Annotated in this window: 16 protein-coding genes; 10 read left to right on the forward strand and 6 right to left on the reverse strand. The window is 35.4% G+C overall.

Going from position 1 to position 19,775, the window contains the following annotated elements:
• Window positions 1-63: 63 nt before the first annotated feature.
• The 5 genes from JAZ75_RS14565 (at window position 64) to JAZ75_RS14585 (ending at window position 3,899) form a co-directional block, all read left to right on the forward strand.
• Window positions 64-477, forward strand: a complete 414-nt coding sequence (locus JAZ75_RS14565; RefSeq protein ID WP_132844486.1) for an HIT family protein — start codon at window positions 64-66, stop codon at window positions 475-477.
• Window positions 478-653: 176 nt separating this feature from the next.
• Complete coding sequence (locus JAZ75_RS14570) at window positions 654-1,304, forward strand: DedA family protein (RefSeq protein ID WP_132772219.1); 651 nt, start codon at window positions 654-656, stop codon at window positions 1,302-1,304.
• Window positions 1,305-1,309: 5 nt separating this feature from the next.
• On the forward strand, window positions 1,310-1,852 hold the full coding sequence (locus JAZ75_RS14575; RefSeq protein ID WP_021188159.1) for an inorganic diphosphatase: 543 nt from the start codon (window positions 1,310-1,312) through the stop codon (window positions 1,850-1,852).
• 8 nt (window positions 1,853-1,860) lie between these two features.
• Window positions 1,861-3,174 carry a hemolysin family protein gene (locus JAZ75_RS14580; RefSeq protein ID WP_183915732.1) on the forward strand — a complete coding sequence of 438 codons (1,314 nt, stop codon included), beginning with the start codon at window positions 1,861-1,863 and terminating at the stop codon, window positions 3,172-3,174.
• A 5-nt stretch (window positions 3,175-3,179) separates the two neighbouring features.
• On the forward strand, window positions 3,180-3,899 hold the full coding sequence (locus JAZ75_RS14585) for a 16S rRNA (uracil(1498)-N(3))-methyltransferase (RefSeq protein ID WP_208696289.1): 720 nt from the start codon (window positions 3,180-3,182) through the stop codon (window positions 3,897-3,899).
• 21 nt (window positions 3,900-3,920) lie between these two features.
• Here JAZ75_RS14585 and JAZ75_RS14590 read toward each other — a convergent pair whose 3' ends face one another.
• The 3 genes from JAZ75_RS14590 to JAZ75_RS14600 form a co-directional block, all read right to left on the reverse strand.
• A complete protein-coding gene (locus tag JAZ75_RS14590) occupies window positions 3,921-4,397 on the reverse strand; it encodes a hypothetical protein (protein ID WP_132844481.1) in 477 nt (158 codons plus the stop codon).
• Window positions 4,398-4,573: 176 nt separating this feature from the next.
• Window positions 4,574-5,917, reverse strand: coding sequence for an ABC transporter permease (locus tag JAZ75_RS14595; protein WP_208696291.1), 1,344 nt, complete (start codon window positions 5,915-5,917; stop codon window positions 4,574-4,576).
• A 1-nt stretch (window position 5,918) separates the two neighbouring features.
• Entirely contained in the window at window positions 5,919-6,587 is a 669-nt protein-coding gene (locus JAZ75_RS14600) for an ABC transporter ATP-binding protein (RefSeq protein WP_208696293.1), read from the reverse strand.
• 276 nt (window positions 6,588-6,863) lie between these two features.
• Between JAZ75_RS14600 and JAZ75_RS14605 the strand changes: the two genes are divergently transcribed.
• The gene (locus tag JAZ75_RS14605) at window positions 6,864-9,737 is read left to right on the forward strand and encodes a TonB-dependent receptor (protein ID WP_208696295.1); all 2,874 of its coding nucleotides are present in this window, start codon (window positions 6,864-6,866) and stop codon (window positions 9,735-9,737) included.
• A 67-nt stretch (window positions 9,738-9,804) separates the two neighbouring features.
• Window positions 9,805-11,175, forward strand: a complete 1,371-nt coding sequence (locus tag JAZ75_RS14610) for a hypothetical protein (RefSeq protein WP_208696297.1) — start codon at window positions 9,805-9,807, stop codon at window positions 11,173-11,175.
• A gap of 81 nt (window positions 11,176-11,256) precedes the next feature.
• Here the strand turns inward: JAZ75_RS14610 and JAZ75_RS14615 are convergent, their stop codons facing one another.
• Both JAZ75_RS14615 and JAZ75_RS14620 read right to left on the reverse strand, forming a co-directional pair.
• Window positions 11,257-12,402 carry a hypothetical protein gene (locus JAZ75_RS14615; protein WP_208696299.1) on the reverse strand — a complete coding sequence of 382 codons (1,146 nt, stop codon included), beginning with the start codon at window positions 12,400-12,402 and terminating at the stop codon, window positions 11,257-11,259.
• Window positions 12,403-12,609: 207 nt separating this feature from the next.
• Window positions 12,610-13,239 (reverse strand): hypothetical protein, encoded by a 630-nt coding sequence (locus JAZ75_RS14620; RefSeq protein ID WP_208696301.1) that lies wholly within the window; start codon window positions 13,237-13,239, stop codon window positions 12,610-12,612.
• 879 nt (window positions 13,240-14,118) lie between these two features.
• Between JAZ75_RS14620 and JAZ75_RS14625 the strand changes: the two genes are divergently transcribed.
• The 3 genes from JAZ75_RS14625 to rlmB all read left to right on the forward strand — a co-directional run bounded on the left by JAZ75_RS14625 (window position 14,119) and on the right by rlmB (window position 17,686).
• Window positions 14,119-14,838 carry an MIP family channel protein gene (locus JAZ75_RS14625; RefSeq protein ID WP_208696303.1) on the forward strand — a complete coding sequence of 240 codons (720 nt, stop codon included), beginning with the start codon at window positions 14,119-14,121 and terminating at the stop codon, window positions 14,836-14,838.
• 154 nt (window positions 14,839-14,992) lie between these two features.
• A complete protein-coding gene (locus JAZ75_RS14630) occupies window positions 14,993-16,804 on the forward strand; it encodes a DNA polymerase III subunit gamma/tau (RefSeq protein ID WP_208696305.1) in 1,812 nt (603 codons plus the stop codon).
• A gap of 108 nt (window positions 16,805-16,912) precedes the next feature.
• On the forward strand, window positions 16,913-17,686 hold the full coding sequence (gene rlmB / locus JAZ75_RS14635; protein ID WP_132844467.1) for a 23S rRNA (guanosine(2251)-2'-O)-methyltransferase RlmB: 774 nt from the start codon (window positions 16,913-16,915) through the stop codon (window positions 17,684-17,686).
• Between the two features lie 162 nt (window positions 17,687-17,848).
• Here the strand turns inward: rlmB and JAZ75_RS14640 are convergent, their stop codons facing one another.
• Window positions 17,849-19,729, reverse strand: a complete 1,881-nt coding sequence (locus JAZ75_RS14640; protein WP_132844466.1) for a DEAD/DEAH box helicase — start codon at window positions 19,727-19,729, stop codon at window positions 17,849-17,851.
• Window positions 19,730-19,775 lie beyond the last annotated feature (46 nt).

Raw genomic sequence — 19,775 nt, forward strand, 5'->3', positions numbered from 1 at the left:
TCATCATTTAAGGTTGCATTACATGCAGCCTTTTTTTATATTTGGGTTATAAACAATTGAAATATGTCTACGATTTTTTCAAAAATAGTGTCAGGAGAGATTGCTGCTTATAAGGTAGCTGAGAGTAATGATTTTCTAGCATTTTTAGATGTTAGTCCATTAGCCGAGGGGCATGTTTTGGTCATTCCAAAGCGTGAGACCGATTATATTTTCGATATCAATGACGACGAATATATGGCACTTTGGGTTTTCTCAAAGATTGTAGCTCAAGGTATCAAACGCGTTTTCCCTTGTAAGAAAGTCGGTGTTGCTGTTATCGGATTAGAAGTAGCCCATGCTCATATCCATTTAGTCCCGTTAAATAATGTTTCAGATTTAAATTTTTCTCGACCTAGATTGTCGCTTACTCATGAAGAATTTACCCAAATTGCGGAAACAATTAAAGAGTCAATTATCAATGTTACAACTGATAATTAATCGAAAACAACCTCATCTAAAAGTAGTATTTTAAATATAAATATAAAAAAAGACTATAATATATCATATCTTTGCAGTCTTATATAGAAATTATATGTCTATATGAAATGTCATAGATAGGGATTATATTATAATGACATTTTTCACAAAGTAAGTGAAAACGTAAAAAAGAAATTATGCAAGATCTTTTGTTGTCTTTTCAACAATTACTGAACCCAGAGGAATTATTAAGCTCTGGCGGTTTTTATTTAGTTTTACTCATTGTATTTGCTGAAACGGGTTTGTTTTTTGGTTTCTTTTTACCGGGAGATTATTTGTTATTTTTAGCTGGACTATTTTGTGCATTAAATAAAATTGAAGTGGATATCGTGACGCTTTGTGCAGGTTTAATTGCAGCTGGCGTACTCGGAAACTTTGCAGGATATTGGTTTGGTTATCGAGCCGGTCCTATGCTTTTCAAACGTAAGGATAGCCTTATCTTTAAGCGTAAATACGTTATTATGGCTGAAGAATTCTACCATAAATATGGTGGTACAGCTTTGATCATCGGTCGCTTTGTACCTATAGTGCGTACATTTGCACCAATTTTTGCAGGCGTTGTTAAACTCGATTTTAAGAAATTTGTAATTTTTAATATATCTGGAGCATTGCTTTGGGTACTATTATTAACTTTATCAGGGTATTTCTTAGGAATAGAATTTCCTTGGATTATTAATTATGTCGAATATATTATTGTTGGATTGATTGCGATTGCCTTCCTGCCGATCGTTATTGCTTTGATCAAACGTAAAATGAATGAAAATAAAAACAAACAAAATATACAGTAAATCAAATGAGTACACAAAATCCTTGGCATAAAGTATCTCCTGGTACAAATGTGCCAAATTCAGTAAATGCTATTATTGAAATTTCAAATGGTTCAAAAGGAAAATACGAATTAGACAAAGAAACTGGTCTTTTATTATTAGATCGCGTTTTGAGTTCTTCTGTAGTGTATCCTGCTAACTATGGTTTTATTCCACAAACATATTGTGATGATAAAGATCCATTGGATATTTTGGTAATCTGTTCTGTTGATATTCTTCCTTTGACATTGGTTGAAGCACAAATCATTGGTGTGATGAACATGGTTGATGGTGGTGAGCAAGATGATAAAATCATTGCTGTTGCTAAGAATGATCCTGTGTACAATTACATTACAGATATTGAACAACTATCTCCACATAGTATGAAAGAAATTGTTCAGTTTTTTGAAAGTTACAAAGCATTAGAAAAGAAAAATGTTGTGGTTGAAGGCGTTCAAGGCCGTGAAGTTGCACAACAAATTCTATTGGATAGTATAGAATTGTACAATAAAGAATTTGGTAATAAATAAACCCCATAATGGCCCTCGATATTTTTTGGACAATATTTTTAGTAGTTGCAAATGGTTTTTTTGTTGCGGCAGAATTTGCTATAGTCAAAGTAAGAGCTTCACAAATTGAGCTCCAAGCAAAATCAGGAAGCAATGTTGCTAAAATTGCAAAAAATATTACAGAGCATTTGGATAAATACCTAGCTGCAACACAGCTAGGTATTACTTTAGCATCGCTAGGCTTAGGCTGGAAAGGCGAAGCAGTAATGACTGAAATCGTATCTAATCTGTTTTCTTTTTTTCAGGTAGATACTTCGCAAAGCTGGGCTAAATGGACCGGTTTTGCACTTGCATTTGGAACTATTACGTTCTTGCATGTTGTATTAGGTGAGCTTGCTCCTAAATCTATTGCTATTCAAAAACCTGTCGCGACAACAATGAAAGTAGCCGTACCATTGCGTATATTTTATTGGTTATTGATGCCATTAATATATGTATTCAATGGCTTTGCTAATTTTTTATTGAGATTAATAGGTATTCAACCACATCCTAGTGAATCTTCACACTCTTCAGAAGAACTTCAATATTTATTGGATAAAGGTAAAGAAAGCGGAGCATTAGAATCATCTGAACATGAATTGATTAAAAACGTTTTCGACTTTAATGAACGGATTGTGAAAAACATCATGGTTCCGAGAACAAAAATCGTAGCGGTTGAAGAGGATTGTGCAGCCATTGATTTTATCAATACGGTAACAGAAGAGGGATATTCACGTATTCCTATTTATGCCGATAGTATCGATCAGATTGTCGGTATCGTACACACAAAAGATATTTTACCGATCGTTATGAAAGGTAAAGAGGTGGTATTAAAGGATATCATGCGTAAGCCCTACTTTATTCCGGAAACCAAAAAGATCAATGATTTAATGGCCGAATTTCAATTGAAAAGAATTCAGTTGGCTATTGTATTGGATGAATTTGGAGGTACAGCCGGTATGGTTACTTTAGAAGATATTGTCGAAGAACTTGTCGGTGAAATCCAAGATGAATATGATGAAGAAACTCCAGTTGTTGAACGTATTTCTGAAACAGAATATATGGTGGACGCTGGTGCGAGCATTCATGATGTGAATGAATTTTTACCATTAGAATTACCAGCAAGTCAAGATTATGATACTGTTTCAGGTCTAGTAAGCGATTTGTTTGATAAAATTCCTGAAGTAGGAGAGTATAAAGAAGTATTTGGTTATACCTTTACGATTATTCGTAAAACGCAACAGAATATAGAATTTGTAAAATTGGAACTTGTTGAGTCGATGGATGATGATCAAGATAATTAGCGATTATGCAACTATTTTTTACAGAAGAGATTAAACCTGATTTTAAAAACTTTATTCTAAGTGAAGAAGAGAGTAAGCATGCCATTCGTGTGCTTCGACTTCAAGTAGGTGATAAAGTTCACTTGATTGATGGAAGAGGCGGATTGTATGAAGCTGAAATTTTGGATCCACATCCGAAAAGAACAGTTTTGACTATTTTAAATGTTAAAGAAAACTATCAGCAATCCTCCTATCACTTACATATTGCAATTGCTCCAACTAAAAATATCGATCGTTTCGAATGGTTTTTAGAAAAAGCGACAGAGATTGGCATTCATGAAATTACACCTTTAATCTGTGAGCATTCTGAGAGAAAAGAGGTGAAATTAGATCGTCTTAATAAAGTGATTGTAGCAGCAATGAAGCAATCGTTGAAGGCCTATATTCCAAAATTGAATCCTGCGATTACTTTTTCTCAATTCTGTAAGCAACACGAATCGAATACAGCAACAAAAGTCATCGCGCATTGTATAGATAGTGAGAAACAGTATCTAAACGAAGTTTTACAATCAGAACAGCATTATATTTTATTGATCGGTCCTGAAGGAGATTTTTCGACACAGGAGATAGAACAAGCATTAAACATGGGCTATCGACCGATTTCGTTAGGAGAAGCACGTTTACGAACCGAAACAGCAGGAATCACATCTTGTGTTGAGGTTTCTCTCGTAAACAGATCAAAATAAAAGCCGCTATCGCGGCTTCTTTTATTTTATAATTACTGCATCAACTATCGTAATTTCCGAATTACCTTTTAAAGGATCCTTGTTAAAGACCATTTTGCCTTTTAACTTGATAGGCTCTTCTGTAAATTTTATGGCGTCACCTTTTAGAAATACCTCTACCATCGGCGGGATTCCATTAGAACCGCAAAACATACATTGCGCTACAGGTAGAACCGATATCATAAAGTTTTTATGTGTCCTACCACTGGTCAACGGAACCATGTAGCCGGGCATCTCAACGATTTTATTTTCTAAGGCTTTCAACTCTGCAGGATAGAAAGGAGTATAGATCTTTTTACTGCCGCTATAAGAAACTTTATAAGCCATTTTATCAACAGCTTCCCAGGTTTTATTCATCATTGGCGTATGATCGGGTGTATTGGGATCACGACCGATCTGTGCATTTGCTGTAATACAAAAGGTAATCAGTAAACTAAAGAAAGCGAGTATCTTTTTCATTATAATTGTTTGTTTGTACATTTAAAATTTGCTTTTTGCTGGGCTCTTCAACTTTTCACCTTGAAAATTCCCGTTTTATAATTCCATATTTATATGCAGAAATATTTCGAAATAGTGCGTAAAAATCTTAGTTCAGTTTGTAAAAATACAAAACCTTATGATAATATCATTTTACATTAATTGTTTGATAAAATATGCGAAATCGTTGTTTTATATGCTTTGACCGCAGGGATTAGTGCTGAAATAATACCAATTACGCAGGCTAATAACACAAAAATCAATTCTATGGGATTAAGCTTAAATGCATCTATAAAGTCAGCACTTTGGCTTGTTTGTGTATTGATATAATAAAGCGCTATATGGGCGAAAATCAATCCTAAAAAACCACCAATTACAGTAATGACCATTCCCTCGCAGATTACCAGAGAGAAAAGTTTGAGCTTGGAAGCACCTAATGTACGCATGATCGCTAAATCATATTTCCGTTGTTTTAAGGCATTGTATAAGCTGATAAAGACACTCAATCCAGCAATTGCCATGATGATATAAGCTAATATCTTTAAAGAGTCAATTCCCACCCCTAAAAGAGAAAATAAGCGTGTGCTCTCTATAGCAGGTGAAGCGGCCTGCATTTGCGTATTTTGTGCTATGTACTTAGGTAATACCGCAATTGCAGCTGGTGACCGGTACTGTACTAACAATGCCGTAATTTCAAGACCAGAAGAATGAATCATATCTGCACCAATTGATTTTACCATCATATCGGGTTCATGTTGATCCTCATCACGATGTTCCTCCTCTTCTGCTTCACCATGGTGATGGAGATGTGCATTTTTTGTCTCTTCAAGATCCTCTTTAGCCTGTGCTTCAGCAGGAGTTAATTCATGGTCATGATCGTGGTGTTCAATTCCATGTACATCCCAGACACTACTTAAACTAGTCAGAATGAGATTGTCCGTAATATTATTGTTGTATGCTAATATACCTACAACAGTGAACGGTTGATCATCATGACTATGTCCGCCTTTACTTAATCCATGTGAACTATGAATCTGATCTCCAATCTTAAGATTTTGCTTACGGGCAACATCAGTTCCGACAACAACTTCATAGTCTTTATCAAATAGCTTTCCTTGTTGTACTTTGGTTTCATACAAAGTAAGAAAGCTAGAATCCGTGCCTACTATACGATGCCCCCTATAGTTATCCCCCAATGAGACAGGAACAGCCAATTTTATTAAAGGGTTATGTTGCAATTTTTCAGCTTCAGCCAAAGGGATATTACCAGTAGGATTGTCGATGTGATAAACACTGGATAGAATCAATTGTAAGGGACTTCCTTTAGCTCCGATTACTAAATCAATATTCTTACTATTATTTTCAAGTTGCTTTTCAAAGCTATCGCTGGTTATAGAAAGTACACATAGTATGGCAACACCAAATGCAGTCAGTAATATGCTGAGTGCTGTTGATCCTATTTGTTTACTAATATTTTTCCAAACTAATTGAATAGTATTCATGCTATTTGCTATTAGGATTGAGTGTATTTAAATCGTAAGTATTCGAAAAGTTATTTTTAATTCTTTTATCATGCGTAGCGATAAGGAGGGTAGCGCCCTGTTGATCGGCAATTTCCATTAATAGTGTTAATACCCTAGTTGTATTCTGATCATCCAATGATGCAGTAGGTTCGTCAGCAATTAAAAGCAAAGGCTTATTAATAACAGCACGTGCAATAGCGGCACGCTGTAATTGGCCTCGACTTAATTCCTGTGGATATGCATGGGCTTTATCAGACAATTGTAGTTTGTCTAGCACGCTTAAAACTTCATTTTTATGGACTGTTTTCTTTGCTAAAGACTGCGCAAGCTGAATATTTTCAAGAATAGTTAAGTTTTTCAATAAGTGGGCTTCCTGAAAAATAAAGCCGATATGTTGCGATCTAAATTTATCCATTTCAGATGTGCTCATGGCATAGATATCTTTTTCATTAATCCAGACTTTTCCTGCTGTCGGTTTTGAAAGTCCCCCCAAAAGATGAAGCAATGTTGTTTTACCAGTTCCCGAATTTCCAAGAAGCAGTGTATGTTGACCTTTTTGAATTTGAACTGCGGGAAATTTGATTGGTATACCTCCTTTGTATTGGAAGGAAAGTTCCTGTGTTGCTATGATTGGATTATTTGTCTGCATAGTATGATCATTCTTTCAGATGCTAAATTTAACCTAATTCCTGTATATATGTCGAATTGTTATGACATTATTACATCATATGTTTATTAATTATTAAGGCGCACTGCACTTAACATTTTAGCTGTTAATCAATTGTTAACATGTAAAAATGCGTATAGTACATGTAAACGATGACGTTAACAATTCTTTAACACAGCACTAATGTAATAGTAATGTTAAGGTAATGTGCACGTAATATCGCGGTAATAGATTTGCAGAAACAAAAAAACAAATAAATTGAAATCACAATTAACACTTAAGAAATTTGTCGCTACTCTAATTTTATTGGTAATAGCGACAGCTGTTTTTGCACAAGGTAGTGGAAAAGTCGTTGGAAAAGTGAGTAACAGCAAAACCGGTGAGACTATTGCTGGAGTTACAGTGAAAATTTTGAATACCTCAAGAGCAGGAAGTACCGATGTTACTGGTAATTATAATATTCCAGGTCTTTCTGTTGGAAAGTATATATTGGAATTTAGTTATGTTGGGTATGGAACAAAGCAGATCTCAGACGTTGAAATAAAAAATAACGAGATTACAAGTCTTGATATTATTTTGGACAATTCAGAAGGTAATGTTTTAGAACAGGTCGTGATTAGAGGCACTTATAAGAAAGAATCTATAGGAGCCTTGTATGCTCAGCAGAAGAATAGCATTTCGATATCAGATGGTATTTCTGCGGAAGTAATTAAAAGAACACCAGATAAGAATACTGGTGAAGTTTTAAAACGTGTGAGTGGTGCAAGTGTTCAGGATAATAAATTCATTGTTATCAGAGGCTTAAGTGATCGCTACAATGCTGCTTTACTTAATAATAGCCCTTTACCAAGCACTGAACCTGATCGAAAAGCTTTTTCATTCGATATTATTCCTTCCTCTTTAATTGACAATATTGTTATTAGTAAAACAGCTACTGCGGATTTACCAGGTGATTTAACGGGTGGAGCTGTAAATGTTAAGACTAAAGATTTTCCCGATAGGAAAACAGTGGAAATTAGTGTTGGACTAGGTGGTAATACTCAGACCACTTTTAAGGATTTCTATGGTAGTAAAAGAACAGCAGGTAATTATTTTGGAATCAAAAATCCAGATAATAATTTACCATCCACTTTTCCAAAAGATAGAGCAAGCTATACCGATTTAAATTTTGAACAAAAAGCTGATTACACTAAAGCATTTAAAAATACTTTTGGTTATGAAAAACTAGGGAAATCACTTCCTTATCAAAATATGCAGTTTATCTATGGTAATTCCTACCGATTGAGTAATGATGGTAAGTTGGGATTTATTGGCTCATTTACTTATCGTAACTCAGAAAGTAAGACCAATGAAATTCGAAATGATTTTAATGGTTTAGATCAGGGCTTAAATAGTTATTATTCTCAGTACGAGGACAATTATTATCGTTTTAATTCTTCAATTGGGGCTTTGGCTAATGTCTCCTATATAAAAGATAATTTTAAGATTTCTTTGAAAAATATTTACAATCAGAGTCTTGATCAAAATTTTATCAATAGAACAGGTGTTTTAGAAAATGAGTCTTTGCGTAAAAGTACATTATTGGAAGTGCATCAAAAACGTATGTTAAACTCTGTACTTGATGGGGAGTATTTAATGAATGCTGATAAACAAACAAAATTGTCATGGAATCTATCATATAGTAATATTAATGATGATACCCCCGATTTAAGACAGTTGTCATATGTTAAAAATATCGCATATAAAGATGATCCATCTGTTCCCTTTGAAGCAGCTATTCCAAAAGGATCAGCTTCTTCCGAACAAGCGGGTAAGTTTTATAGTAATTTAAATGAAAATATTTACAGTGGAGCACTTAACTGGTCTCAAGGTCTTAATCTATTGGGTTTAGCACAAACATTAAAAGTTGGAGTCTTCAAGCAGTACAAAAAACGGGATATGAATGCACGTGTTCTAGGGTTTGTTAATAAAATTGAAGATTACGAAGAAAATAAAAGATTATTACAGTTGCCACAAGACCAGCTGTTTGCACAGGAGAATATAGCAAAGAATAAGTTTTTTATTGATGATATAACCAATCCAACGAATAGTTTCGAAGGTATAGGTGATCTTAATGGTGGCTTTGGTATGCTATCAGGAAATGTGTCTGAAAAATTAAAAGCAACTGTTGGATTAAGAGTAGAAAACTATATTGAAAAGCTAAAAACTGGATCCATTTCCGCTGATGTTAATAATAATGTAAATAATACGTATACAGATTTCTTACCATCGTTGAATTTGACTTATGAATTGAATACCAAAACTAATTTAAGATTCAGTTTTTCAAATACAGTTGCTCGAGCTCAATTTCGTGAACTTGCAGCATTCAGTTTTTACGATTTCGTAACAGGTAACGTGAAAATTGGTAATCCTGATTTGAAAAGAACCAGAATATCTAATTTAGATCTTCGCTATGAATTTTATCCAAGTCTTGGAAAATTGTTTTCGGTTTCAGCATTTTATAAAAATTTAACGGATCCAATTGAATCTAATATTATAGCGGGTTCGACATCAGCAAGTAAATCCATGTCTTTTACTAACGCGCCGAAAGCATATATAATGGGGGGAGAAGTTGAAATTAGACATGATTTAGGGATTTTTAATGAGGATTCTGAGCTTTTAAAGAATTTGACATTTAGTGCTAATGCTTCTTTAATTAAATCGGAGGTCAATTTTGAAGGTAAAGAACCCTTATTAGAAAATAAGAGATCACTATACGGTCAATCTCCTTATTTATTAAATACTGGTCTTCAGTACTCTAGTAAGGGTGGATGGGAATCGAGTATCTTTTTTAATAGAATTGGTCGTAGAATCGATATCGTCGGATTTGGTAACTATGTGAATGGCGAGTTTCAAGACGAATATGCTACAATCTATGAAGCGCCTAGAAGTATGTTGGATTTCCAGTTAGCAAAAAAGATCATAGCGAATAAAGCTGAACTGAAGTTTAATGCGGGTAATATATTAGATAGCAAAGTTGTTTTTTATCAAGACATTGATAAAAGTGGTAAATATAATATCGATAGCGACCAACTTATTAATTCGGTGAAATATGGCAGAAATTTCTCACTATCATTTAGTTATAAATTTTAAAGATTAAATCATTATTTCTTAACATTAAGGTTACAACAAACAAATAGTTTTACAAAAAAATTAGATTATGAAATTGAATCAATCAACAAAGTGGTTTGCATTAGCAGCAGTAGCAACTTCAGTAACTTTTGCAAGTTGTAGTAAATCTGATAATGATCCGGTAACTCCTCCGACTCCAGGAACAAAGAAAGAAGCAGTTATTGAAGGAAAGATTTCAAAAAGCAGGGTGTTAAGTGCAGATACGACATACTTATTAAGAGCATATGTACAAGTAGTGGATGGAGGAACTTTAGAAATTCCAGCGGGTACTATCATAAAAGGTGAAAAATCAACAAAAGCAGCCTTAATAGTAGAAAGAGGTGGTAAAATCAAAGCAAACGGTACTGCTGATAAACCAATTGTTTTTACATCAGATCAAACAGATGGAAATAGAGGGACAGGTGATTGGTCAGGTATTATTATCTGTGGTAAATCTTTAGTAAACACTTCTACTGGAACAGCTCAATATGAAGGTGGTGCTTTAGGTGCAACTATTGCAAACTACGGTGGTGGTACTACTCCAGTATTAGATGATAATTCAGGCGAATTAACATATGCACGTATTGAATTTGCAGGTATAGCTATTGAAAAAGATAAGGAAATAAATGGCTTGACTCTTTGTGCTGTTGGTTCTGGAACCAAGATTAATCATATTCAGGTTTCTTATGGTGGTGATGATTCATTTGAATTTTTTGGTGGTACGGTCAATGCTACACATTTAATTGCTTATCGTGGCGTTGATGATGATTTTGATTTTGACCAAGGATACAATGGCAAGATTCAATATGGTATTTCTATAAAGGATCCAATGATTGCGGATGTAGCTGGCACTTCAAGAGGAATTGAATTAGAGAATAAAGGTACAGTTGCGAATAATCAATATTCTAGACCTATATTATCGAACTTTACTTTTATTGGACCAGGAACTGCTTCAGAAGCTACTCATGGTGCAGGTATTCACTTCGGGTTAAATAGCCGTATGGTATTAGCAAATTCAATTATTGTAGGAGCTAAAACAAGTGCAGTTGAGTTTAATTCTGATTTCCCTGCAACTGAATTGAAAGCTGGTCGCTCTGTTTTATCAAATAATATGGTATTTGGTAATGTTGCGAATTATGGATTAAAAGATGTTACGACGTTTGCTTCTGTTGCTGATTTAACAGGTTATTTAAATGGATTTGGAGACTTTGCCGTTACATCTGTTGACGCAGCTGGTTTAACGGGGACAAGTCTTTCTGCTCCAAACTTGTTGTTAAAATCCGATTCACCTGCGTTAGGAAAAGCAAAATATGAAGGTGATTTAGCAAGTTTGACGAAAGAAACATTTATTGGTGCAATGGGCACAACAGACTGGACTAAAGGCTGGGCTAGTTGGGATCCTAAAAATAATAAATACTAATAGTAGTTCACTTAATTAAGAAAAGCTCGATCAAATGATCGAGCTTTTTTATGTATAAATTTTTGTAATTAACAGGTTTGCTTATTTCGGTTCGTAATGATAAACCACCTGATACGACTCGTTCTTTAATTTATCTGCCATTTGTCCAATATCTAAATTCTGTTCTTGTGGTGTCGGCTCGCACAGCGAATAATATTTACCATTGTACAAAATAGCATCGCCAATAGGTTTATCAAATTGAACCGCCATCGTGATGTGAGTTGGGAACAACAATGTAATCATTGGCAGATTGTAAATCTCTTTGACCAAATAGAAAAATAAAGCAGCCCGATCATCACAATCACTATAAGAGCTGGTTAATGTTTCCTCTGGGGATAGCCTTTTCTCTTTACCGAAATTAACATCATCATTTTCATAGAGAAATGCATAACGTGTAAAGCGCATAAGATAATCAACACCTTTTGTCGTATCCATTTTTTTAATATTCTCCTTCAATACCGGAATGAGTGTCCGATAAGTTTCATGACTAAGTGGAATATTAAAATAAGTTTCAAAATTTACCCCAGGATAATTCGCAAAGATTTTATTGACATCATTATTGATTTTTACCTTAAAATGGTATAATCGCTCATTATATTTGAAATTGATTTTTTTATCCACGTAATTTTGGGGATTAAAATCAGGCATCTGCGTGACCTTATAACTGAAGTCGTTCACCGCTTCAGTAATTTTCAAAGAGACTGGTTTGTAAATGCCATTACGTTGAAATAACTTTCCATAATCATGATAATTCAGACAAGTATATTGATTGCCATCAACAGAAAAAAATGGAATATCAGCAATATCTTCGTTATTCTTTATATAAAATATAATTTGATTATTTCCCACGGCAAGACGCGCATCATAACCAGATTTACACATCAAGTACCATTTATATAAAGTGTACCGACTATAATTTTCCTGTTTGGGGCTTATTGCTTGCGCTGTCTGACGTACGAGCTGATAGTAGATCCAATCATTTAGATGGTGTTTCTGCTTGTAAGTAAGTAATGAATTTACGACCATAGAGTCGGTCGACGATTCTATCTTTTTATAAAAATCAAGAATATGATTTTCGTTTACTTCAGTCGGAAAATCTATTACAAATGATGAATCTGCAGAAAACAAAAATGGGGTATTATAGAAATCAACTTTGTATTCTTGCGCATAGCTTTCTCGCTTCTGCATAAAGATAAACAGCAGTGAAAGAGCGCTTGCGACCAAATATGAAGATAGAGATTTCAATTCCTTAACAATTTATTAATAATGAAGTTACATAAAAATAACATCAAAAAAAAGACCTAAATTCATTGCTTACAGCTAAATGACGTTAGAGATCCACAATAAGGAACTGTGATGCAGTTTTCGAACTATAATATTTGGAAGCGTTTATTTTTATCCGACCATAAATAATAAAGGAGCCGTCCAGTGACTTTGACCATGTTTATTACGTGCTCTAACTTGAAAATAGATATAGTGGCCAGGAGTAAATCCTGAATAATACGCCCTGAAGGAGTTCGTTTTATAGAATATTTCTCTCCATTGTGGGAGTCCATACGAGTCTACCTCTGTTGCAAACCTATAATCATAAAACATATCCCGTCCTACGGGTTTAAATCCAAAGGCGACTTCACCACTTGTTCGTCCCTCACAAAGAAATGGGGCGGATGGAGTATCAGGAACTTGACCTTTACGTTTTCTGGTGAGTACAGGGAAACCCGAACTGTGTAATAAAGATAACTTTCCATCACTGACTAAATTGACATAAGTAACAAGCTGTTGCAACAGTTCACAGAGTTTCCGCTTGCTTTCTCTCTTATAAGACTTCTTTTCTCGGCTTCCGCTTTCAGCCTCGATCACTTTCTTCTGGTAATCTTGGTAAGCATCTTCAATAGTTGGCAGTGGCAAAGTCGGATTAATAAAGACAGTAGAATTCTTCATGCACGATAAAATATAGCTTGCTTTTACAAGTAGTTTTTCGTCAGTATATCGAATAAAATTGGCTTTTGCACGAATATATTTCATTAGAATATCATCTAGGTTTAATCACTAAAATAACTCTTTTTTGTTATAACCTCACAATTGAAACGATAGATACTAGAGATTATACGCGATGCCACGGCTCTTCACGCGATGGCATTCCTAACAGACTGAATGGCCGTATTCTTCCGCACTATTTCCGATAACCTTAGCATAGTGGGGAGATCATTTTGCGCCATTGCAATTCAGTAATACCGTACTTTTGAAAGATATCTTCTAGTTTCTTTGTAATGATGAAGAGGAACAGGAAGGTTTCTTCTTATAACAAGCTTATATCTCCCAACGGCTTGATTATATTGCGCGATCTCGCGTAGATAGTTCTACGTAACATGCTTTTAAGGAAATAGTTATTTACTCACAGGAGGAATAAGTTTATTGAAAGGAAAGTGTTTGGAGCTATTCACCAGTCTGTCAAGATAAAAGTAAACTCCTGTATTGTCTCGGTGCAGGCAGGGAGATACTTTTCTTTTGACTTATTGATGTTCAACCATCTTGGCGGACTTATATTTCAAGGAAATGTAGCGCATCATCTTAAGAGCATCATCGATTTGCGACACAACAATATAGCTGCGCCATAGCATGTGATGGTACCGTCATCTCTCGGCAGCATTAATCAATTGCTCTTTGAATCCATGTTACGTAGAAAAGTAAAATAGATCACAATAAAAAACTAAAAATTTTTCTCATCTAAAGCGTTATTATCTCATGATTTTAGTATTAAGTTTTACCTGTTACTATTGTATATTATCTGTAGGAAATAATATACATGTAGCTGTATCCTTACTTTAATTTAACTCATTGAAACACAGGTGTAAAAGAGGCAAGATATTTGACGCAAGTTTGACCATATTATAACTTAAAGAAATGGAAACAAATATTTCTACAAAATTTGTTGCTGAACTAATTGGAACTTTTGGTTTGGTACTATTTGGTTGTGGTGCAGCGGCTGTTGCCGGCGCTACGACTTTAGGCGGATTGTCGGGATTGGGATTACTGGGGATTGCGCTAGCATTCGGTTTATCCGTTGTTGTTTTTGCCTATGCGATAGGCGGCATTAGTGGGTGTCACATCAACCCCGCGGTAACAATCGGTGTACTTGTTGCAGGAAAGATTGCTGCGAAAGATGCAATTATTTATATTGTAGCACAATTAATAGGAGCATTATTAGGTGCTTTTGTTCTACAGCAGATTCTAGGAGGACAGCTAGCTGGTTTCTCTCCAGGTGAATGGGCATATGGGTCGAATGGATGGGGGAAAGGCTATCAGAATGAATACGGCACAACCGCTGCATTTTTAACAGAGGCTGTTTTAACCTTCATCTTTTTATTTGTCATCTTAGCGACTACCTCCAAAGTTGGAAATTCCACTATGGCTGGTTTGGCTATAGGGCTGACCTTAGTTTTGATTCATTTAGTTGCTATTCCCATCACAGGTACTTCAGTCAATCCGGCGCGTAGTTTTGGTCCAGCTGTATTAGCTGGCGGGCAAGCCATTTCACAACTTTGGTTATTTATTGTAGCTCCAATAGTAGGAGCTATAATTGCCGCTGTCGTTTGGCGTGCTCTTGAACCCAAAGAGAATTAAAACTTTTATATCATGATATTGGATAGCTTCATCGAAAAATGAAGCTATTTTTTTATCTTCTTGTTTCTGTTATCTAACAGCTTTAAGACCACACTTTTTTGAAGTATCGCTTTTTAATTTTGTGACGGAGGTACAAAATTTGTATCTTCGTACAATGGAAAATTTTATTGTTTCTGCTCGTAAATATCGCCCGGTCACCTTCGACTCGGTTGTCGGTCAGCAACACATCACCGGTACACTTAAGAATGCTATACATAACAATCAGTTAGCACAAGCATTTTTGTTCTGTGGACCAAGAGGTGTGGGTAAAACAACTTGCGCGCGTATTTTAGCAAAAACAATAAATTGTGAAAACATTTCAGATATTAGCGAAGCCTGCGGTGTATGTGATAGCTGTAAATCTTTTCAGAATGGTAATTCATTTAGCATTCATGAATTAGATGCCGCATCAAACAACTCAGTAGACGATATCCGAAATTTGATTGATCAAGTACGTATTCCACCACAAGTGGGTAAGTTTAAGATCTATATCATCGATGAGGTTCACATGCTGTCGCAGCAGGCATTCAATGCTTTCCTAAAAACATTGGAAGAACCACCTGCCTATGCAATATTTATCTTAGCAACTACAGAAAAACATAAAATCTTACCTACGATTTTATCGCGTTGTCAGATTTTTGATTTTAACCGTATCCGTGTTGAAGATATGGCCAATCACTTGGCCAGCATTGCAACACGTGAAAGTATTCAGTACGATCAAGATGGCCTTCATATCATCGCTCAAAAAGCAGATGGAGGACTTCGTGATGCATTATCGATGTTTGATCAAATCGTTAGTTTTTCAAATAAGCAGGTCACTTATCAAGCAGTTATTGATAATCTGAATATTTTAGATTACGATTACTTCTTTAAATTGACAGATGCTATATTGATTGAAAATCCAGCAGATACCTTATTAATATTAAATGATATTTTAAATAATGGTTTTGATGGCAGTCATTTCATTTCAGGTTTAGCATCGCATTTTAGAAGTCTATTGGTAGCAAAAGAACCGTCTACACTAAAGTTGTTAGAAGTAAGTGAAAGTATAAGAGCTAAGTATTTGGATCAAGCACGTAAATCTTCAACGGGATTATTATTATCAGCATTGAATATTGCTAATCAATGTGAGATTAATTATAAAACAAGTAAGAATCAGAGGCTTCAGGTAGAATTAGCGCTATTAAAAATTTGTCACTTATCAAGTGCGATTAAGTTAAGCCAGATTGGAACCCTTCAAGCTCCCAATACGGTTGAAGGATTAAAAAAAAAACTCCCTAATGTAGCTTCAGCCACAGAAACACCTGTCGTTGATGCAAAACCTTCATTACCAGTAGTAGATAAAAATATTGCTATAACTCCGATTGCAGTACCTCCTGCAACACCTATACTAGAACAAACGAAAAGCCCAGAAGTCTCTAACTTACCGCCTAAAGTAAAAAAGGGTGGATGGGGAGCTTCCAAAAGTTCTATGCCATCATTACCTGATCTAAATTCAATTTTTGAATCTAAAACTGAAGAAGAAGATAGTAACGAACCTAGTTTAGTTAAAGGGACGGAAGAGGAAGTAGTGACTTATGAAAAATTTATCCAATTCTGGAAAACGTTGGCAACAGATATAAAAAAGCAAAATAAGATTAATCTGTATACCCTGATGACAGCTGTGCCACCAAAGTTAGTTGGAAATCAAATTGAAGTAGATGTGGAGAACATGGTCCAGATGGATGTTCTCAATATGGCAAAGGTAGATTTATTAAATTACCTTCGCCCTGCCTTGCATAATTTTTCGCTAGATCTACGTGGTATTGTTATGGAGCATGATGTTGTACGTAAACCTTATACCTCGCAAGAGAAATATCAAGCTATGGTACAGAAGAATCCACTTTTAGAAACGTTAAGAAAAGAGCTTAATTTGGGACTAAGTTAAAACTTAGACCAACTTTTTCTTGCACTAACCCATATTTCTTTTTGTATCTTTGCCTTTCAAATTGGTTAGCTAATTGCTAGAAACCAATTCTTATTTAGAATATTAAGCATGCAAAATTTTCAAAGACACGATAGATCATCAGATCGTGAAGCCAATCAGATGGTTTTCGGTATTCGTGCCGTTATAGAAGCGATAGATAGTGGTAAAGAAATCGAATCATTATTTATACAAAGAGGTTTAGCCGGAAGTTTAGTTTTAGAATTGAAAGCTCTTTTGAAAGAGCACGACTTAGGGTTTCAACAAGTTCCAATTGAAAAACTAAATCGTATCACACGCAAAAACCATCAAGGTGTTATAGCCGTTATTTCCCCGATTATCTATCAAAAAGTTGAAGACATCGTTCCTGCAATTTATGAAAAAGGTGAAGTACCTTTATTTTTAATGCTAGATGGTGTTACAGATGTGCGCAACTTTGGTGCTATTGCACGTACAGCAGAATGTTCAGGTGTACATGCGATCATTGTACCAAAAAAAGGATCTGCAGAGGTGAATCCTGATGCAATCAAAACATCTGCAGGTGCATTATATAAAATACCGGTATGTCGTCATGAAGGTTTGGCTAAAGTGGGTAAATTTCTTATTGAGTCCGGCATACAGTTAGTTGTAAGTACTGAAAAGACAAAAGATAGCATCTATGATGTAGATTATACTGTGCCAACCTGTATCATCATGGGAGCTGAAGATACAGGTGTATCAGACGACTTAATTCGTATCGCAGATCACCTTGCTAAAATACCTATGTTCGGAGAAATAGGATCATTAAACGTATCTGTTTCAGCTGGGGTTGTATTGTACGAGGCTATTCGTCAACGCGTGAAATAATATTTGTATAAATACCATATAAAAACAAGAGTGGCTATCTTCAGGGTAGCCACTCTTGTTTTTATATGGTAATCACATTATAGGAAATCGCATAACTGCTGTATAAATAATAAGAGCGGCTATCTTTTGGGATAGCCGCTCTTATTTTATAAGATGAATCGATTAGTATTTGTTACTAGATTCTTTTCTTTTTCCAGAAAAGTCTCTAAAACCACCACCATTTCCTTCTCTACGATCTCCACCACGGTATCCACCTTCACGTCTTTCACCGCCACCGTTTCTGCGATCACCACCACCGCGGTAACCACCTCCACCTTCACGTCTTTCACCACCGCCAAAGCTTCTACGTTCGCCACTTCCACCACGGCTTCTGTTTCCACCACCACGGTTTTCAGTTTTTCCGTCTCCAGAAACTTCGATACGTACGTTACGACCGTTGAAATCAACGTCTTTAAATCCTTCGAATACTTTTGTTACCTCAGCATCTTCAACTTCAAAGAAAGTGAATACTCCTTTTAAATCAATTTTACCAATTGATTTTCCAGAAATTTTAGCGTTGTTACAGATAAATCCTAACATGTCTCCACGGCTGAATTCATCTACAGAACCAAGGTTCATGAATAAACGAGTAAATCCTTTAGAGCTACCACGTTCTCCTCTTTCACCACGCTCGCCTCTTTCGCCACGTTCGCGGCCATTGCTGCTGATATCACGTGCTTCGATATTTAAATCATGAGCACCTTTGTAATAATCTAAGAATCTATTGAATTCTAATGAAGCAAATCTTTTTACGATATCTTCTTTCGATAACGATTCAAAACCTTCCATAATAGCTGGTAAGAATTGATTGATTTGATCCTCATTAACTTCAACATTCTGAACTTTATTGATGATCGTTAATAATTGTTTTTCAACAACATCAGCTCCTTGAGGAACTTGTTTACGCTCAAATTGTTTTCCGATAACTTTTTCAAGTTGACGGATTTTGCTTTGCTCTTTAATGTTGATCAATGAGATTGAAATACCAGTTTTACCTGCACGAGCTGTACGGCCAGAACGGTGAGTATAGTTTTCAATTTCATCAGGTAAAGAGAAGTTAATCACGTGAGTTACGTCGTTTACATCAATACCACGGGCTGCAACGTCTGTAGCAATTAATAATTGTAAACTACGGTCACGGTAACGTTTCATCACTTTATCACGTTGTTGTTGAGATAAATCTCCGTGCAATGAATCAGCGTTGTAACCATCTTTAATTAAAGATTCAGCAATTTCTTGCGTTTCAATTTTTGTACGACAAAATACGATACCGAAAATATCAGGATTTGAATCTACAATACGTTTGAAAGCAGCGTATTTGTCTTTAGCTCTAATTAAATAATATTGATGCTCAATATTAGCATTACCAGTGTTTTTCGTACCTACAGTCATTTCAACTGGATCAGTCATATAGTTTTTAGCTATACGGCGTACCTCAGATGGCATTGTTGCAGAGAATAACCATGTTTTTTTAGTGTCAGGAGTTTCTGACAGGATGTTGTTGATGTCTTCTTTGAAGCCCATGTTAAGCATTTCATCTGCTTCATCTAACACAACATATTTCACTTGAGAGAAATCAATAGCATTACGGCCAATGATATCTAACATACGACCTGGGGTCGCTACTACAATTTGCACTCCACGTCTGATTTGACGCAGTTGGTCACTAATATTTGCACCTCCATAAACAGCAACAACATGTACGTTGTCGAGGTTTTTAGCATATCTTTCTATATCTTTCGAGATTTGCAAACAAAGCTCACGTGTTGGACACAATACCAACGCTTGAGGATGTTTCTGAGAAAAGTCTAATTGCTGTAATAATGGAAGACCAAATGCTGCTGTCTTACCTGTGCCGGTTTGGGCTAATCCGACAAAATCGTCGTTACCAGTCAATAAAACAGGAATGGCTTTTTCCTGAATTTCAGAAGGTTTTTCAAAACCTAATTCTGAGATGGCATTAACAATTTCCTCACGGATTCCCAGTTCTAAAAATGGGTTCATGAATTAATTTATACAATAGGCTCTATTGCCTAAGGCGATGCAAAGA

The sequence above is a fragment of the Sphingobacterium sp. UDSM-2020 genome, assembly GCF_016132525.1.
Classification (GTDB): Bacteria; Bacteroidota; Bacteroidia; order Sphingobacteriales; family Sphingobacteriaceae; genus Sphingobacterium; species Sphingobacterium anhuiense.